This window comes from Gordonia marina (genome assembly GCF_052036135.1).
Lineage (GTDB): Bacteria > Actinomycetota > Actinomycetes > Mycobacteriales > Mycobacteriaceae > Gordonia.
The window spans coordinates 1-15,290 of record NZ_JBPSDN010000041.1; the positions used below are offsets into that span (position 1 = coordinate 1).

15 protein-coding genes and 1 pseudogene are annotated in these 15,290 nt (G+C 70.3%); 4 read left to right on the plus strand and 12 right to left on the minus strand.

Annotation, left to right across the window (positions count from 1 at the left end):
* Positions 1-106: pseudogene (locus ACSEEN_RS18640) on the plus strand (IS982 family transposase); the annotation flags it as partial.
* A gap of 9 nt (positions 107-115) precedes the next feature.
* Here the strand turns inward: ACSEEN_RS18640 and ACSEEN_RS18645 are convergent.
* The 6 genes from ACSEEN_RS18645 to ACSEEN_RS18670 all read right to left on the minus strand — a co-directional run bounded on the left by ACSEEN_RS18645 (position 116) and on the right by ACSEEN_RS18670 (position 5,380).
* Positions 116-289, minus strand: a complete 174-nt coding sequence (locus tag ACSEEN_RS18645) for a hypothetical protein (RefSeq protein ID WP_440714004.1) — start codon at positions 287-289, stop codon at positions 116-118.
* Positions 286-1,044 carry an ABC transporter ATP-binding protein gene (locus ACSEEN_RS18650; protein WP_247864991.1) on the minus strand — a complete coding sequence of 253 codons (759 nt, stop codon included), beginning with the start codon at positions 1,042-1,044 and terminating at the stop codon, positions 286-288. Before ACSEEN_RS18650 ends, ACSEEN_RS18645 begins: the two co-directional genes overlap by 4 nt.
* 128 nt (positions 1,045-1,172) lie before the next feature.
* Entirely contained in the window at positions 1,173-1,814 is a 642-nt protein-coding gene (locus tag ACSEEN_RS18655) for a response regulator transcription factor (protein WP_247864990.1), read from the minus strand.
* Positions 1,811-2,977, minus strand: a complete 1,167-nt coding sequence (locus ACSEEN_RS18660; RefSeq protein ID WP_247864989.1) for a sensor histidine kinase — start codon at positions 2,975-2,977, stop codon at positions 1,811-1,813. The genes ACSEEN_RS18655 and ACSEEN_RS18660 overlap by 4 nt, the downstream gene beginning before the upstream one ends.
* Before the next feature lie 31 nt (positions 2,978-3,008).
* Positions 3,009-3,809, minus strand: coding sequence for a mycofactocin-coupled SDR family oxidoreductase (locus ACSEEN_RS18665; RefSeq protein WP_298441365.1), 801 nt, complete (start codon positions 3,807-3,809; stop codon positions 3,009-3,011).
* 458 nt (positions 3,810-4,267) lie between these two features.
* A complete protein-coding gene (locus tag ACSEEN_RS18670; RefSeq protein WP_247864987.1) occupies positions 4,268-5,380 on the minus strand; it encodes a CaiB/BaiF CoA transferase family protein in 1,113 nt (370 codons plus the stop codon).
* A 199-nt stretch (positions 5,381-5,579) separates the two neighbouring features.
* Here ACSEEN_RS18670 and mftE point away from each other — a divergent pair, with 199 nt between their 5' ends.
* From mftE to mftG, 3 genes are all read left to right on the plus strand, one after another.
* Positions 5,580-6,338 (plus strand): mycofactocin biosynthesis peptidyl-dipeptidase MftE, encoded by a 759-nt coding sequence (mftE, locus tag ACSEEN_RS18675; protein ID WP_247864986.1) that lies wholly within the window; start codon positions 5,580-5,582, stop codon positions 6,336-6,338.
* Entirely contained in the window at positions 6,335-7,750 is a 1,416-nt protein-coding gene (gene mftF / locus ACSEEN_RS18680; protein ID WP_298444618.1) for a mycofactocin biosynthesis glycosyltransferase MftF, read from the plus strand. The genes mftE and mftF overlap by 4 nt, the downstream gene beginning before the upstream one ends.
* A 188-nt stretch (positions 7,751-7,938) precedes the next feature.
* The gene (mftG, locus tag ACSEEN_RS18685; RefSeq protein WP_440714005.1) at positions 7,939-9,276 is read left to right on the plus strand and encodes a mycofactocin system GMC family oxidoreductase MftG; all 1,338 of its coding nucleotides are present in this window, start codon (positions 7,939-7,941) and stop codon (positions 9,274-9,276) included.
* A 516-nt stretch (positions 9,277-9,792) separates the two neighbouring features.
* On the opposite strand, the gene ACSEEN_RS18690 is transcribed toward mftG, so the two are convergent.
* The 6 genes from ACSEEN_RS18690 to ACSEEN_RS18715 all read right to left on the minus strand — a co-directional run bounded on the left by ACSEEN_RS18690 (position 9,793) and on the right by ACSEEN_RS18715 (position 15,289).
* Positions 9,793-10,503, minus strand: a complete 711-nt coding sequence (locus ACSEEN_RS18690; RefSeq protein WP_247864983.1) for a vitamin K epoxide reductase family protein — start codon at positions 10,501-10,503, stop codon at positions 9,793-9,795.
* Positions 10,500-11,258, minus strand: coding sequence for a DsbA family protein (locus ACSEEN_RS18695; protein WP_247864982.1), 759 nt, complete (start codon positions 11,256-11,258; stop codon positions 10,500-10,502). The genes ACSEEN_RS18690 and ACSEEN_RS18695 overlap by 4 nt, the downstream gene beginning before the upstream one ends.
* A 90-nt stretch (positions 11,259-11,348) precedes the next feature.
* Entirely contained in the window at positions 11,349-12,110 is a 762-nt protein-coding gene (locus ACSEEN_RS18700; protein ID WP_298444625.1) for a DsbA family protein, read from the minus strand.
* A complete protein-coding gene (locus tag ACSEEN_RS18705) occupies positions 12,107-12,589 on the minus strand; it encodes a hotdog fold domain-containing protein (RefSeq protein WP_247864980.1) in 483 nt (160 codons plus the stop codon). The genes ACSEEN_RS18700 and ACSEEN_RS18705 overlap by 4 nt, the downstream gene beginning before the upstream one ends.
* A 33-nt stretch (positions 12,590-12,622) precedes the next feature.
* On the minus strand, positions 12,623-13,369 hold the full coding sequence (locus ACSEEN_RS18710; protein WP_247864979.1) for a succinate dehydrogenase/fumarate reductase iron-sulfur subunit: 747 nt from the start codon (positions 13,367-13,369) through the stop codon (positions 12,623-12,625).
* A gap of 6 nt (positions 13,370-13,375) precedes the next feature.
* Positions 13,376-15,289, minus strand: coding sequence for a fumarate reductase/succinate dehydrogenase flavoprotein subunit (locus tag ACSEEN_RS18715; protein ID WP_298444629.1), 1,914 nt, complete (start codon positions 15,287-15,289; stop codon positions 13,376-13,378).
* Position 15,290: the final 1 nt, after the last annotated feature.

The following is a 15,290-nucleotide window of genomic DNA, read 5'->3' on the forward strand; positions in this document are numbered from 1 at the left end:
CTGCACCCGGATCGCCCAACGCATCCTCGCCATGACCGCAGCGATCTGGCACAACGACACCATCGCCGCCAAAATCCGCCGATCACTCACCGCCTACGACCACTAACCCCAGGAATCACTCATCTAGTGCGGCACCGGCCGATCCGCCGCGCGAGGCGGACAGTCGTTTCAGGATGTCGCTCGCGCCGAACAGGGTGGTCCCGTATGCCGCCGACAGTGCGCTGACCACGCCGATGGTCGAGACCTCGCGGAGGCGGCCCACGATCAGCCGTGCGCTGGTGGCCCTCATGCCGCGACCTCCAGGTTGATCAGCAGGTCGGAGATCTGCCGCGGGTCGAGCCTGCCGTATTCGCCGGCCACCCGTCCGTCGGCCAGGACCACGATGCGGTCCGCGTACGACGCCGCCACCGGATCGTGGGTCACCATGGCGATGCCCTGTCCGTACTCGCGGGCGGCGGTGGTGAGCAGTGCCAGTACCTCGCGACTGGTCCTGGTGTCCAGGGCGCCGGTCGGCTCATCGGCGAGGATGATCGTCGGCCGCCCGGCCAGTGCGCGCGCGATCGCGACCCGCTGCTGCTGACCGCCGGAGAGCTCGGCCGGCTTGTGGTCGAGCCGGTCTCGCAGACCGAGGACACCGATGAGGTGGGCGATCCAGGCCTGGGTCTGCGCGTCGATCGTCCGTCCGGCGAGGATGAACGGCAACCGGATGTTCTCGTCCGCGGTGAGGGTCGGCACCAGATTGAACGACTGGAAGACGAATCCGATGTGATGGCGGCGAAGTGTGGTCCGGCCGGTGTCGTTCAGGCCGGCGATCGGCGTGCCGCCGACGTAGATCTGGCCGGAGGAGACCTCGTCGAGGCCGGCGATCACGTTCATCAGGGTCGACTTCCCGGAGCCGGAGGGACCCATGACGGCGGTGAACTCCCGGCGGTTCAGGTCGAGGCTGACATCGCGCAGCGCGTGGACGGGATTGCGGGCGTCGCCGTAGACGCGGGAGACGTTGCGGACCGTGACGGCGGAGCGTCCTGATGTGGTGTTTTGCATGGTTTCCACGGTATTTCCGCTGATCAACGGCCACATCGGCCGCGATGTGCAATTGCGTTCATCCGCAGGACGGACCCCGGGTCATCCTTGAGATGTACGCGGAGCGGTCCGGTCTTCGCCGGATCGTCTCAGACGAGGCCGTGTTCGTATGCGTAGACCACCAGCTGCACGCGGTCGCGGAGATTCAGTTTGGTCAGGATCCGGGAGACGTGCGTCTTGACCGTCGCCTCGGACAGATACTCGGCGGCCGCGATCTCGGCGTTGGACAGCCCCTGGGCCGCGCGCACCAGGATCTCCCGTTCGCGGGGAGTGAGCGCGTCGTATTCGGGTCCGGGGCCGCCGCTCCGGACGCGGGTCTGCTCGAACAGCCGCCGGGTCGCCGAGGCTGCCACCACCTGGCTGCCGTCGGCCACCGCGCGGATCGCGGCCAGCAGGAAATCGGGCTGGGCGTCCTTGAGTACGAACCCGCTCGCACCGGCCTCGATCGCCGACGCGGCGGCGTCGTCGTCATCGAACGTGGTGAGTACCAGCACCTTCGGGGCCCCGTCGCCGCGGGCGGCGACCAGGCCCGCGGTCGCGGTGATGCCGTCGATGCCGGGCATGCGGACGTCCATCAGGATCACGTCGGGGCCTGCCTCATCGACCATCGCGGGCACGTCGCGGGCGCTCGAGAGCTCGGCGACCACGTCGATGTCGGGCTGGCTCGCCAGGATCATGGCGATGCCGTCGCGGAAGAGCGGTTGGTCGTCGACGAGCGCGACGCGGATCATGGGCGGGGCCCTTTCGGTGTCGGCACGGACAGTTCCAGTACCCAGTGGTCGCCGGCCGCTGCGCTGCGGACGGTGCCCCCGACCGTCGCCGCCCGCTCGGTCATCCCGAGGATGCCGTGACCGGCGCCGATCGCGCGGTGCGGCTCGGCGGGAACGGCGTTGCGCACGGTCAGCGCGGCCCCGTCGCGCCAGTCGTCCACCACGATCACCGGCTCACTCAGATCGCCGTGTTTGAGGGCGTTGGTGAGCGCCTCGGTGAGGATCCGGTGGACCGTCGCCGCGACGGCCGCATCGGCGTTCGCGGGGTCGCCCAGTTGCTCGGTAGCCAGGGTCATGCCCGCGGCGCGCATCCGCTCGAACAACCGGGTGCGGTCGTGCGCGGTGGCCTGCGCCGCCGTATCGCCGCTGCGCAACTCCTGCAGGACGCCCCGGACCTCGCCGAGCGCTTCCCGCGCGGTTCCGGCGATCACCCCCAGTGCGGCCGCCGCGTCGTCCGGCGACGACGCGAGCGCGAAGCGCGCGCCCTCGGCCTGCGCGATCACCACGGCGAGCGAGTGCGCGACGACGTCGTGCATGTCCCGCGCCAGGCGGGAGCGCTCGGCCTGCTCGTCGTACAGCTCGAGCAGGCGGCGCCGCTCGAGTTCGGCGATGGTCTCGGCGACGCGCGCCTCCTCGACGGTGCGGCGCTGGTACCGGGTGAATCCGTACGTCCAGCCGCCGACGACGACGATGGCGCTGCCGGCGTAGGCCGCCGCGAAGTCGAGCACGCCGGGGTCGTTGCCGAACTCGCTCACCGAGCGGTGGATCAGTGTCCAGGCGGCGACGGCGGAGCCGGCGATCGCCACGGCGAGCGAGATCCGCCGCACGGCCTGGTGCGCCGAGCCGCCCGCGACGAAGAACAGCAGCGCGTATGCCAGGCTCGGAATCACGGCGACCTGGAGGAAGCCGACCTGCAGGGCCGCCGAGATCAGGGCGAGCGGCATCATGATCGACGGTGCGATCCGGCGGCAGGCGACCGCGACCGCCACCAGGACGCCGACCGCGATCGTGACCGGTGTCCGCGGGTATTCGACGACCGCCGCGGCGGCGACCACGACGCCGAGGGTCACGTCGACCATGACGGACCTGGGCGGGATGCCGGGAGCGGCGAGCGGGTCGTGCACGACTCCTAGCCTGCCACCCTTCGGGCGGAAGTCAGACCTTGGAGTGGCCCATGTCGATCTGGAACTCGGCGCCGGTCACCGAGGGCGCCGAGGCGAGATAGAAGACGGCGTCGGTGAGTTCGTCGAGCGCCGCGACGGGGTGATACGGGAGCAGCGCGGGGAAGTGCATGCCCCAGTCCTGGAACGCCTGCATGGCCGACGTGTCGTTCAGTCCCATCGGGGTGTCGACCGCGTACGGGTGCACGGTGTTGACCCGAATGTGCTTGGGGCCCAGCTCTTTCGCCGCGGTCTGGGCGAGGCCGCGCAGGCCGAACTTGGACGCCGAGTACGACGCCTGCACGGGCATCGCCTTCAGCCCGGCGACCGACGACATGATGGTGATCGACCCGCCGTTGCGCGCCTCGAGCATCTGCGGGATGGTGGCCTTGAGGGTCTTCCAGGTGCCGACCAGATTGACGTCGACGACGTCGCTGAACTGCGCCTCGGTCATCTCCCAGACGAGTCCCCAGGTGAGGATCCCGGCGTTCGCGACCACGTGGTCGAGACGGCCGAACCGTGCCGCGCCGTCCGCGGCGAGCTGCTCCTGGAAAGCCAGGTCGCGGATGTCTCCCCGGCGGGCGAGGATCTCGCCGCCCTCGGCCTCGACGAGCGCGATGGTCTCCGCGAGATCGTCCTCGGTGGCCGGCGGATACGTCGCGTGGTCGACGACGGGTCCGGCCACGTCGATCCCGATGACCGCGGCGCCCTCCCGCGCGAATCGAATGGCGTGATTACGCCCCTGCCCCCGCGCGATCCCGCTGATGTAGACCACTTGCCCGTCGAACCTGCCCATGCCCGGAACTGTAACACGTTCTAGTTCCGTGGTCGGCCCGGGTCGTGTCGGTTGGGCTCATGTCGATCGAGCCCCATGCCGGTCGAGACCACCCGCAGGTCACGGGGTCTGGGTCTCGACGGAGACGTGGGCCGAGCGGAGTCGAGACCCCGACCGTCGTAGGTAGCGCTCGACCGTCATAGACGGTGCTCGACAGTGGGGGCTGGGCGTTGGTGTCTCGGCTCGGCTGTCGTCGGCTTCGCCCGAGCGCCCATGTGCTCTGGCTCGGCTGGGGCATGGCGTCATGCCCCAGCCGAGCGGAGTCGAGACCGCCCGCTGGTCGTGGGGGCTGATCTCGACGGAGATGCGGGTCGAGCGGAGTCGAGACCTCGGCCGTCATAGCCGGCGCTCGGTCAGGGGTTATGCTCGGCCGTCTGCACTTCGCGCGACCGTGGTCGCCCCGGCCGGTTGTCCGGAGGTCAGTCGTTCCAGAGGGCGGCGGGATCGGTGGCGACCCGGGTCGGGGGCTCCGGCGTCCGGGTGGCGGAGCGCGCGAAGCGCGGCGCCACCTGCGCCTGCATCACGCCGTCGATCTCGACCAGGGTGCCGCGCGCGGCGAGGTGCGGGTCGTTCGGGGCCTCGGTGAAGTCCAGAATCGGCGACACGCAGGCGTCGGTGCCGTCGAAGACCGCGGTCCACTCGTCGCGGGTCTTGGTCTTGAAGACCTCGGCGAAACGCTCCTTCATCTCCGGCCAGCGGGAGGCATCGATCTGGTGCGGCAGCGACTCGGGGTCGATCCCCAGACCCTCGAGCAGCAGAGCGTAGAACTGCGGCTCGATGGAGCCGACGGCCATCCACTTGCCGTCGGAGGTCTCGTACACCTCGTAGAAGGGGGCGCCGGTGTCGAGGAAGTTGACGCCGCGCTTGTCCTGCCACATACCGGTGCCGCGGAAGGCCCACATCATCTGGCCGAGCACGGAGGCGCCGTCGACCATGGCGGCGTCGATCACCTCGCCCTTGCCGGAGACGCTGCGCTCGACGAGTGCGGCCAGGATCCCGATCACCAAGAACATCGAGCCGCCGCCGAAATCGCCGACCAGATTCAAAGGGGGAGTGGGCTTCTCATCGGTGCGGCCGATCGCGTGCAGCATGCCGGTCAGCGAGATGTAGTTCATGTCGTGCCCGGCGAGCTCGGCGCGCGGACCGTCCTGCCCCCATCCGGTCATGCGACCGTAGATCAAGGAGGGGTTGACGGCGGCGAGGTCATCGGGCCCGAAACCGAGACGTTCCATCACGCCGGGGCGGAAGCCCTCGAGCACCACGTCGGCCTTGGCGACCAGATTGAGGATGGTCTCCCGGTCGGCGGGGTTCTTGAGATTGGCCTCCACCACGCGCCGGCCGCGCAGCAGCGCGTCCGGCGTGGTGCCCTCGGCGGGCAGCTGATTCGGTCGCTGCACCCGGACCACGTCGGCGCCGAGATCGGCGAGCAGCATCGCGGCGTGCGGGCCGGGACCGATCCCGGCGAACTCGATGACGCGGATGGCGGCGAGCGGGCCGGAGCGGCCGGACGGCTGACGCGAAGGCGTGGTCATGTGCTGATCTCCTCGGTGGGGACGGCGATGGCGGGACCCTCGACGAGGGGATCCCATCGGCGAGTTCCAGCATGGCACAGTGTGATCTGGGCTACGGCTGTGGTCCCTGGTTCGCAAGGGGCTCGGCGGGCGCGAGGCTCGATGAATCATCCCGAGCGGAGGGTTCACCCCGACGGCGTGCGTCGGTAGAGTCGTCGCAATGGAAACGGCGACGGGGGCACTCAGGCAGGTGAACTCGTCAGTGCGGCATCTCGCCTCATCGGTGTGGCCGGACGTGGCATCGGCGGACGAGCCGACCCTGCTGGTTCCCCTGGGCTCGACAGAGCAGCACGGTCCGCATCTGCCGTTCGGCACCGATTCGCAGATCGCCGAGGCGGTCGCCGCGCGCGGACTCGTCGCCGTCTCGGCACAGCCGGGAGCGCCGTCCTGCCTCCTCGCCCCGACCGTTCCCTACGGGGCGTCCGGCGAACACGAGGGCTTCCCGGGGACGGTCTCCATCGGCACCGAGGCGCTCGCCCTGCTCCTGCTGGAGTTCGGCCGCAGCGCATGCCGCTGGGCATCGCGCCTGGTCTTCGTCAACGGCCACGGCGGCAACGCTCACGCGCTGGTGTCGGCCGTCGGCCGGCTCCGCGACGAGGGGCGCGACGTGGCCTGGTTCCCCTGTATGTTCGATGGCGCCGACGCGCACGCCGGTCGCACGGAAACCTCTGTGCTGCTTGACATCTCGCCGTCGCAGGTGCGGATGGATCGCGCCCGGCCGGGCGACACGCGGCCGATCGGGGAACTGCTGGACGATCTTCGCGCGCACGGTGTCGCCGGAGTGAGCCCGAACGGGGTGCTCGGCGATCCGACCGGCGCCACCGCGGAGGCGGGGAAGCGTGATCTGTCGGCGGCGGCCGATCGGTTGTCCGCCGCGGTGCTCGGCTGGCACGTGGACCAGACCGGACGGCTCCGATGAGCGCGCCCGCCACCGGGCCGGCGACCGACGTGCTGCCCGACGGCTTCCAGGTACAGATCGACCAGAGCTGTGTGCGTCGGCGCGACCTGCGCTATCTGGTCGGCGGATCGCCGACCCGCGTGCTGAAACTCTCCGACGCGGCCCTGGGGATGACCTCCGCCGACGGCCGGATCGCCGTGCACGACCCGGCGACTCGATCTCTGGCGCGCACCCTCCTGGACTCCGGCATCGGGCTGCCGAGACCGATGGGCGGCCCCGCGCACGACTCGGTGACGATCGTGATCCCGGTGCGTGACAACCAGGCCGGGATCGACACCCTGCTGCGGGCCCGCGGGGCGACCAGGATGATCGTGGTCGACGACGGCTCGGCCACGCCCATCCACGCCGAGGGCGAGGGGTTGACGCTGATCCGGCTGCCGGAGAACCGAGGTCCGGCCGCCGCCCGCAACGCAGGTCTCGCCGCGGCCGCCACCGATTTCGTGGCTTTCTTGGACTCCGACACCGTACCCACCCGCGACTGGCTCACCATGCTGCTCGGGCACTTCTCCGATCCGAAGGTCGCGATCGTGGCGCCGCGGATCGTCGGACGGCGCCGTCCGTCCGGCGGATCGGTGGTCTCGCGCTACGCGAATGCGCACTCGTCGCTCGACATGGGGCCCCGCGAAGCGATGGTGGCGTCCGGCACGGCGCTCGCGTACGTTCCGAGCGCGGCGATGGTGGTGCGGCGCGAGGGATTCCTCGGATTCGACGAGTCACTGCGCGTGGCCGAGGACGTGGATCTCTGCTGGCGCACCCAGCACGCCGGCTGGCGCGTGTACTACGACCCGGTGGCGAAGGTGCGTCACGACCACCGGGAATCGCTGTCGGAACTGCTCGATCGTCACCGCTACTACGGCACCGGGGCGGCCGAGCTGGCCGCGCGGCACGGCCCGGTGGCGGCGCCGGTGATGTCGACCGTGCCGATGGCGGCGGCCGTGATCGGGCTGCTGACGCGGACTCGGCTCGGTCTTCTGATCTCGGCGATCCTGGCCCTGCACTCGATCTACCGGACCCGGAACGCACTGGAAGGCGTGCCCGGCCGCGAGATGATGGCCGCCGGTTTCGTCGGCCGTGGCCTCGCATTCGGCCTGTTGCAGGCGGCGCAAGCTCTGCTGCGGCACTACTGGCCGGTCACGCTGGTGGTCTCGCTGTTCTGGTCGAGGTTCCGGAATCTGGTGTGGCAGTTGGCGATCGCCGAAGGCATCGCGACCTGGGTTCGGGTCCAGTTGCTGGAGTCGCGGGCCCCGGCGATGGGGCCGGTCGGCTTTCTCCTGATGCATCGGCTCGATGATCTGGCGTATGGCACCGGACTCTGGCAGGGCGTTGTGAAGCAGGCCAGCCCGAGCGCGCTGCGACCGATGCTGCGGCTCTAGGCCATGTCTCCTGAGTCTCTTTCCGGTCCTCGGCGGTCCGCGCAGCGCCTGGCGGCGTCGTCGTCGGCCGGCATGGCGCCGCTATGCCTCCTTCCTCTGCCTTGCCGGCCGCCCAGCGGATCCGCCGATGCCTACGGAGAAGACTCCGGACACACGGCCCAGGGCCGTCACCGGCGATGAGTCCGGAGTTGCCGCGGTCCGCGGACGTCGTGGTCGTGGGCGCTGGGACGGCGGGCGCCCTGGTGGCGGCCCGCCTGGCCGAGCGCGGTGACCGCTCGGTGCTGTTGGTGGAGCGGGGCCCCGTGGAACCACCCGGTCCCGAGACCACGATGCTGCGCCGTCTGCCGCTCGGTGATCCGGTGCGGGCCGCGGCGATCCCGGAGGCCGGTGGGCGGCCGGTGGTCCGCGGTCGCGGACTGGGCGGGTCATCGGCGATCAACGGCGGATACTTCCTGCGTCCGCACCTCGCGGACTTCGCCGACTGGCCGCAGTGGTGGACGCCGGAGCGTCTCGGTGCGGGCTATCGCGCGGTCGAGGAACTGCTGGGGGTGTCGGAGTTCGCCGATGACGAGCTCGGCGACGTACCGCGAACCTTCGAGGAGTACTGGTCGGCGGACGCGGGCGCTCGCCTGCTGCCCGATGGTCGTCCGGCGACCACGGAACAGCACGCCACGGGGGAATCGGGGACGGCGGCCGAGTGGGCGCGGCCGGGACTGCTTCGGGTGCGGAGTAACCGGCGTGACGGCCGGCGGGTCACGACCGCCGAGGCGCTGGCATCCGCGGAGGGGAGGGCGCCGGCCACGCTGAGTCTTGCCGGGGAGGCGCCGGTTGATGAGGTACTGGTGCGCGGGGGCCGGGTCACCGGAGTCCGGATCGGCGCGGACGTGGTCACCGCGGGGGCGGTGATCCTGTCCGCGGGGACGCTCGGGACGGCGGCGCTGCTGGCACGCAGCGGTGTGCTCGCCGGGCTGGGGCTGGATTCGCTGGTGCCGCAAGAACATGCCGAGCGGATCGTGCGCTTCGCGCCGCGGCACCCGGTATCGGCGCCCGCGCTGCTGCAGTCGGTGGTTCACGCCGACGATGGAATCGAGATTCGTTGCTACGGTGACGATTTCGCGAGCTTCATCGACGGAGTGCCCTCGCGGGGGATTCCCGTAGGGGTGACCGATCTGGCGCACGCGGCGGCCGGATCGTGGCGGGACGGCCGTCTCGATCTGGGCGCGCCGGACGCGGCATCGCTGGCCCGGATGGAGCGCTGGGTGTCGGTCGTGTCCGAGATGCTGTCGTCGCCGGAGTTCGGCGAGTTGGTGGTTCCCGGTTCGGTAGAGGTGGACCCGGTGGTGGGGATGTCCCAGCACGCCTCGGGCACCCTCCCGCTGGGTGTGCTGGTCGATCCCCTGGGTGGTGTGCCCGGTGTCGCCGGCCTGCGGGTCGTCGACGGTTCGGTTCTCCCGCCGGGCCTGGCCAGCGGCCCGCACGCGACGATCGCGATGCTGGGCTGGGTCATCGGCGGCGCCATCGAATAGCCCGCGACGCCGGCCGGTCGTCTCGAGGAGTGCTCCGGCAGCAGGCTGAGCCCGGCGACGAGAGAACCGGTGTCGAAGACCGTCCGTGCGGTGGCCCGGTTTGAGTCCCGGCTGGTCCCTGCTGGGGCGACGGCCGGGTCGGTGGGTTGTGGTTCCACTCCGCTCGACCGTCATGGGGGAGTCTCGGTTTGACGGTGGATGTGTGGCCTCAGTGGAGATGTGGATCGAGGTCTCGGCTCCGCTCGACCACCAAACTCCGCCGAGGAGACCGCGACCGGCATCGGCGGCCCTGGTCAGCGGAGCGTGCAGAACCCTCGGAACGATGCAGTCGTCCGGGCCGCCTCGAACGTCGACGACAATCGCCTGCCGGATCGCGGAACTCTCCGCTAGGAGCGGCCGCAGAGGATGTTCTTTCGAGCCCTCCGCAGCCCGCTCTCGTGATCGGTGCGATCGCTAGTGCCGAGGGGCCGCGGAGGAAGGACATCCTCCGCGGCCGCGTCCGAAAAGCAAGAGGGATCAGAACAGCGTGACCCAGTAGTCCCAGAAGCGTTGTCCCCCACAGACGATCACGATCGCGTACCAGACGATCAGCAGCATCCAGCTCAGGTCGCGGGCCAGGCGGCTGCGCGGGCCGTCGCCGAGGGCGCGGGAAAGGCTGAGGTTCAGCAGGATCGGGGTGATGGTCCACACCACCATGCAGTACGGGCAGAGCGCGTTGATGCGGTAGATGCTCTGGAACGCCAGGTAGTTGACGAAGACGAACCCGATGGACAGGCCGAGGGTCTGGCCGATCCAGTACCAGCGCGGCAGCTGGACGCGGCCGACCGAGAGCACCGCGGTGGTCAGGATGACCGCGAACGCCGGCATGCCGAGCAGCGGGTTGGGGAAACCGAAGAACCGCGCCTGCTCGGTCACCATCACCGAACCGCACGACAGGATCGGGCTGAAGTTGCACGACGGCGTATTCGCCGGGTTGATCAGCAGATCGATGCGCTCGATGGTGAGCGTCGCCGACGCTGCCATGCCGAGGACACCGCAGACCAGCATCACCCACGACGTGACGACGCCGATCGGCCGCCGCGCCAGCAGCGGGTGCACCGCCGGACCGACGGCATCGTCGGTCACGTCGGCCGATGCGTCGGAGATCTCCGAGGCGACGGTGTCCGCGAGGTCGGGGACACCGTCGACCGCCGAATCCGGTGTGGAGGTGCCGGATTCGGCGGTCACGATCCGGCCTTGACGGCGTCGTCGATCTGCTTCTGCAGGTCTTCGGGGCTGCTCAGCTCAACGACCTTGCCGTTGATCCGCACGTTCGGAGTGCCGCTGAAGCCGGGCTCGCTCATCACCTTTTCGGAGTTCTTGACGATCCAGTTGCCGTAGTCGATGTCCCGCACGCACTTGTCGATGCCCTCGACACCGGCCTGCTTGGCGATCGCGAGGATCTGCTTGTTGGGCAGACCCGTGCCGCCCTCGGCGGGCTGATCGGCGAACATCAGGTTGTGGAACTCCAGCCATTTGCTGAAGTCGTGATCCTTGCCGGTGGTCTCGGCGACGCAGAGAGCGGCGTTCGCGGCGCGAGTCGAGTAGCGGGTTCCGCTCGACGAACGGTCGAGCATGTTGATGGTGGTGTAGTCGAGCGCGACCTGCGGGTTGTCGTGATACGTGGCCAGTGTCGGGCCGAAAGCGGTCTCGAAGGCCTTACACGCCGGGCACTGGAAGTCCTCGGTGATCGAGACCACGACCTTCGGTGTGGTGCCCGCCGGGGCACCGGTGAACCGGATCGCACCGTCGGTCAGGACGGTCGGCGTCGCGTTGCCGAGGTTCAGCGGATCGGCGCCGTCTCCCTGCTTCTTGTGGCCGCTGGTGGCCCAGAAGATGACGCCCACGGCGACGGCGATGAGCACGATGGTCGCGACGATCATGATCAGGATGGAGCGGCGCCGCTCGGCGGCCCGAGGGTCGATAACCCGGTTGGAACTCACGTCAATGTCCTTCAGCGCGGATACGCCCCGACGAATCAGGGCAGGTCGGGGACAACCCTACTGGGCGTTCCTGAGACGACGATAGGGTCCTCAGCCCTTGGCGGCGTCTATGGCACCCCGCAGGTCCTCGGCACCGCTGACGGAGAACTCGGTGCCGTTGATCAGCACGGTCGGGGTGCCCTTGAACGACTTGTCCGCCAGTACCGCGCGAGTGTTCGCGGTCACCTGCGCACCGTGGGCTTCTCCGGCGACGCACTCGGACAGGCCCGGGAACTGGCCGTCGCCGAGCGCGGCCAGGCGGGAGTCCGGCAGCCCGGCGCCGCCCTCGGCGGGCTGCGCTTCGAACAGCCGCTCCAGATAGGCGCGCCACGCCCCGGTCTTGCCCGCCAGCGCGGCATCGGCCCACGCGCAGTAGAGGGCGTTCGCGGCGCGCGACGAGTACCGGTCCGGGCCGGCACGGTCGAGGAAGGAGATCACCCGATAGTCGACGGCGACCTGCGGATCGGAGGTATAGCTCGCCAGTACCGGTCCGGCGATCCGATCGAACGCGCGGCAGGCGGGGCAGGCCGGATCGAGGATCAGCGTGACGACGGCACGCGGAGTGGCGCCGGCGGGTGCCGCACTGATGCGGAACGGCTCCGACAGGTTCGCCTGCGGTGCGGTTCCCGGCGCGGGCGCCGGCGTGGAGTCGATGGCGGATTGCCACGGCCCCGCCGCAGCAGAGGTCGTCGTGCCCGAGGCGGCCGGTGCGGGGAGGTCTTTCGCCTGCTGGCGAGCGTTGTCGCCGCACCCCGAGGCCAAGAGCGCCGTGGCGAGCAGGGCCGCGGCCAGAGCGGTGCGGATGGGATTCACGACTCCGCCGCGGTGACCCACGTGGTGATCTCGGCGTGGACCACCTCGGTGCCGGCGGTGTCGCAGACGCGAACCGACACCGTCACGTCCGTGCCGTCGGTGATGGTGGCGAAGTCGATCGGCTCGGCGAGTTCGGCATGCGCGGTCAGCCGGGTCTTCGCCTTCGCCAGGTACTGCACCTGCATCGCCTTGGGGATCCAGCGGTGCGACGTCGGAGTGGTGGCCTCCATCAGCATGCCCATGGCCGCCTCGGCGAGATTGCAGGCGGCGATCGCATGGAAGGTGCCGATGTGGTTGTGGACACCGAACCAGTTGGGGCTGGTCACCCGGCAGTAGCCGGGCCGCATCTCCTGGACCAGCGGCAGCACCGTGCCGAAATACGGCACCTTGGCGACCATCCCGAGGGAGAACAGGGTGTTTCCCAGCAGGTTCGACGGGAGGCGCTTGCGCAGCGCGTAGGTGGGCGAGTCAGCAGACATGAGGCGATCTTACTCGCCGGTCAGGTCGCCGCGTCAGCGACGGAAGGCCGCGCGCATCGCCTCGCGGTTCACCGCGGCGACGGCGGCCAGATCGATGTCCGCGGGGCAGACCTGGGCGCATTCGCCGAAAGTGGAGCAGGGGCCGAAGTCGTCGTCGAGCTGTCCGGTGATCGCGCGGGCTCGCCGGGAGCGCTCCTGCTTCCCGTAGGTCAGCATCGACAAGTGCAGCAGCTTGGCGCCCGCGAACAGATGCGCGGCACCGTTCGGGCACGCGGCGACGCATGCCCCGCAGCCGATACAGGCGGCGAAGTCGAGCGCCTCCTCGGCCACGTCGTGCGGAATGAGGCCGGTGTCGGCATCGGCGGCCTGGCCGGTGCGCACATCGACGTGGCCGCCCGCCTCGATCACCCGATCCAGGGCGGAACGATCGACGGCGAGGTCGTGCACCACGGGAAAGGCGTTGGCGCGCAGGGGTTCCAGCCGCAGGTGAGAGTCTTCGGGGAACTGCCACAGGTGCTGCATGCACGACGGCGTGTTGGGCACCGGGCCGTGCGGGCGGCCGTTCACCGTGATCCCGCAGGCGCCGCAGATGCCCTCGCGGCAGTCGGAGTCGAAGACGATCGGCTCGGTGCCCGAGTCGACCAACTGCTCATTGAGCAGATCGAGCACCTCCAGCAGGGACATCTCCGGACGCACCCCGTCGACCAGGTAGGTCACGAAGGCGCCCGGCGCGTCGCCGCCGGGCTGGCGCCAGACTTCGAGGGTGAGTTGCTCGTCCATGGGGGCCTATCGGTAGTTCCGCGTTTGCAGTGGTACACAGCGGAATTCGAGCGGTTCGCGATGCCGGACGAGGCCACCGGCGGCGGTGGACTCCCAGGCCGAGACGAAGGCCCACTCGTCGTCGTCGCGCAGCGCCTCGCCGTCCGGGGTCTGGTGCTCGGCACGGAAATGTGCTCCGCACGACTCGTCGCGGTCGAGTGCGTCGACACACATCAGACGCGCGAGTTCGAGGAAGTCCGCGACCCGTCCGGCCCGCTCGAGTTCCTGGTTGAACTCGGCCGTTCCGCCGGTGACGCGCAGATTAGACCAGAAGCGCGCGGACAGCTCGTCGATCGCCTCGATCGCGGTGGTCAGCGAGGCCGCGGTGCGAGTGACGCCGCACCCCGCGTAGAGGATCGCGCCCAGTTCGCGATGGAAGGCGATCGGTCCGGTGGTGCCGCCGATCGAGGTGAGACGGTCGATGCGCGCGCGGACGTCGGCCGCGGTGGCGCGCACGGCGTCGTCGTCCTGGCTCAGCACCGGCGTGCCGAGCAGGCCGGCGAGGAAGTCCGGCACCGATCGCGGCAACGTGAACCAGCCGTCGACGCATGCCGACAACAGCGAGTTGGCGCCCAGCCGGTTGGCCCCGTGGTAGCCCCAGCCGGCCTCGCCCCCGACGAAAAGCCCTGGGACAGAAGTCATCTGATTGAAGTCCGACCAGAGGCCGCCCATCGTGAAGTGCGCGGCGGGCGCGATCCGCATGGGCGTGGAGTACGGGTCCTCGCCGGTGGCCGACCGGTACATGTCGAAGAGGTTGCCGTAGCGCTCGGCGATCACCGGCCGGCCGAGGCGGCTCAGCGCGTCGGCGAAGTCGAGGTAGACGCTGTTGCGGAGCGGGCCGACGCCGTGCCCGCCGTCGATCTGCTCGCGGGCCGCCCGCGAGGCGACGTCGCGCGGGGTGAGGTTGCCGAAGGCCGGATACTTGCGCTCCAGGTAGTAGTCGCGCTCGGCTTCGGGGATCTGGCCGGGCGGTCGGGTGTCGCCCGCGGCGGCCGGCACCCAGATCCGGCCGTCGTTGCGCAGCGACTCGCTCATCAGCGTGGTCTTGGACTGCCACGGCGCGCTGACCGGCAGGGCGGTCGGGTGGAACTGCACGAACGACGGCGACGCCAGGTACGCCCCGCGCCGATGAGCCCGCCAGGCGGCGGTCGCGTTCGAGTTGCGGGCGAGCGTCGACTGGTAAAACACCGTGCCGTAGCCGCCGGTGGCGAGCACCACGGCGTGCGCGGTCCGCGCGCCGATCTCGCCTGTCACCAGATCGCGCACGACGATGCCCTGCGCCCGGCCGTCGGCGACGATCAGGTCGAGCATCTCCTGACGGGTGTGCAGCGTGACGGTGCCCGCGGCGACCTGCCGCAGCAGCGCCTGCGAGGCGGCGATCTGCAACTGCTGCCCGGTCTGGCCGCGCGTGTAGTAGGTCCGCGAGACCTGCACGCCGCCGAAACTGCGGGTGGACAGCGGGCCGCCGTATTCGCGGGCGAAGGGCGCGCCGAGAGCGTTGAGATGGTCGATCACCCGGGCCGACTCCTCGGCGAGCCGGAAGGCGTCGGCCTCGCGGCCGCGGAAGTCGCCGCCCTTCACGGTGTCGGTGACGAACCGCCGGATCGAGTCACCGTCGACCGTGCGGGCGCGGGCGGCGTTGATCCCGCCCTGCGCCGCGACGCTGTGAGCGCGACGTGGCGCGTCGTGAAAGGTGAAGGCGTGCACCCGAAAGCCGAGTTCGCCCAGGGCGGCCGCGCACCCGGCACCGGCCAGCCCGGTGCCGACGACGATCACCTCGAGCCGGCGGCGATTGCCCGGGCCCACCAGTCGGTAGTCGTCGCAGCGCCGGCGCCACGCGGTGGCCGGGTCGCCGGCGGGCACGTTGCCGGACAGGTCCATG

What these genes read in the sequence shown, in the direction of transcription:
- ACSEEN_RS18645 (WP_440714004.1), bottom strand. Translation starts at nt 289, where the DNA reads ATGAGGGCCACCAGCGCACGGCTGATCGTGGGCCGCCTCCGCGAGGTC.
- ACSEEN_RS18650 (WP_247864991.1), bottom strand. Translation starts at nt 1,044, where the DNA reads ATGCAAAACACCACATCAGGACGCTCCGCCGTCACGGTCCGCAACGTC.
- ACSEEN_RS18655 (WP_247864990.1), bottom strand. Translation starts at nt 1,814, where the DNA reads ATGATCCGCGTCGCGCTCGTCGACGACCAACCGCTCTTCCGCGACGGC.
- ACSEEN_RS18665 (WP_298441365.1), bottom strand. Translation starts at nt 3,809, where the DNA reads ATGGGCAGGTTCGACGGGCAAGTGGTCTACATCAGCGGGATCGCGCGG.
- ACSEEN_RS18670 (WP_247864987.1), bottom strand. Translation starts at nt 5,380, where the DNA reads ATGACCACGCCTTCGCGTCAGCCGTCCGGCCGCTCCGGCCCGCTCGCC.
- mftE (WP_247864986.1), top strand. Translation starts at nt 5,580, where the DNA reads ATGGAAACGGCGACGGGGGCACTCAGGCAGGTGAACTCGTCAGTGCGG.
- mftF (WP_298444618.1), top strand. Translation starts at nt 6,335, where the DNA reads ATGAGCGCGCCCGCCACCGGGCCGGCGACCGACGTGCTGCCCGACGGC.
- ACSEEN_RS18705 (WP_247864980.1), bottom strand. Translation starts at nt 12,589, where the DNA reads ATGTCTGCTGACTCGCCCACCTACGCGCTGCGCAAGCGCCTCCCGTCG.
- ACSEEN_RS18710 (WP_247864979.1), bottom strand. Translation starts at nt 13,369, where the DNA reads ATGGACGAGCAACTCACCCTCGAAGTCTGGCGCCAGCCCGGCGGCGAC.
- ACSEEN_RS18715 (WP_298444629.1), bottom strand. Translation starts at nt 15,289, where the DNA reads ATGGACCTGTCCGGCAACGTGCCCGCCGGCGACCCGGCCACCGCGTGG.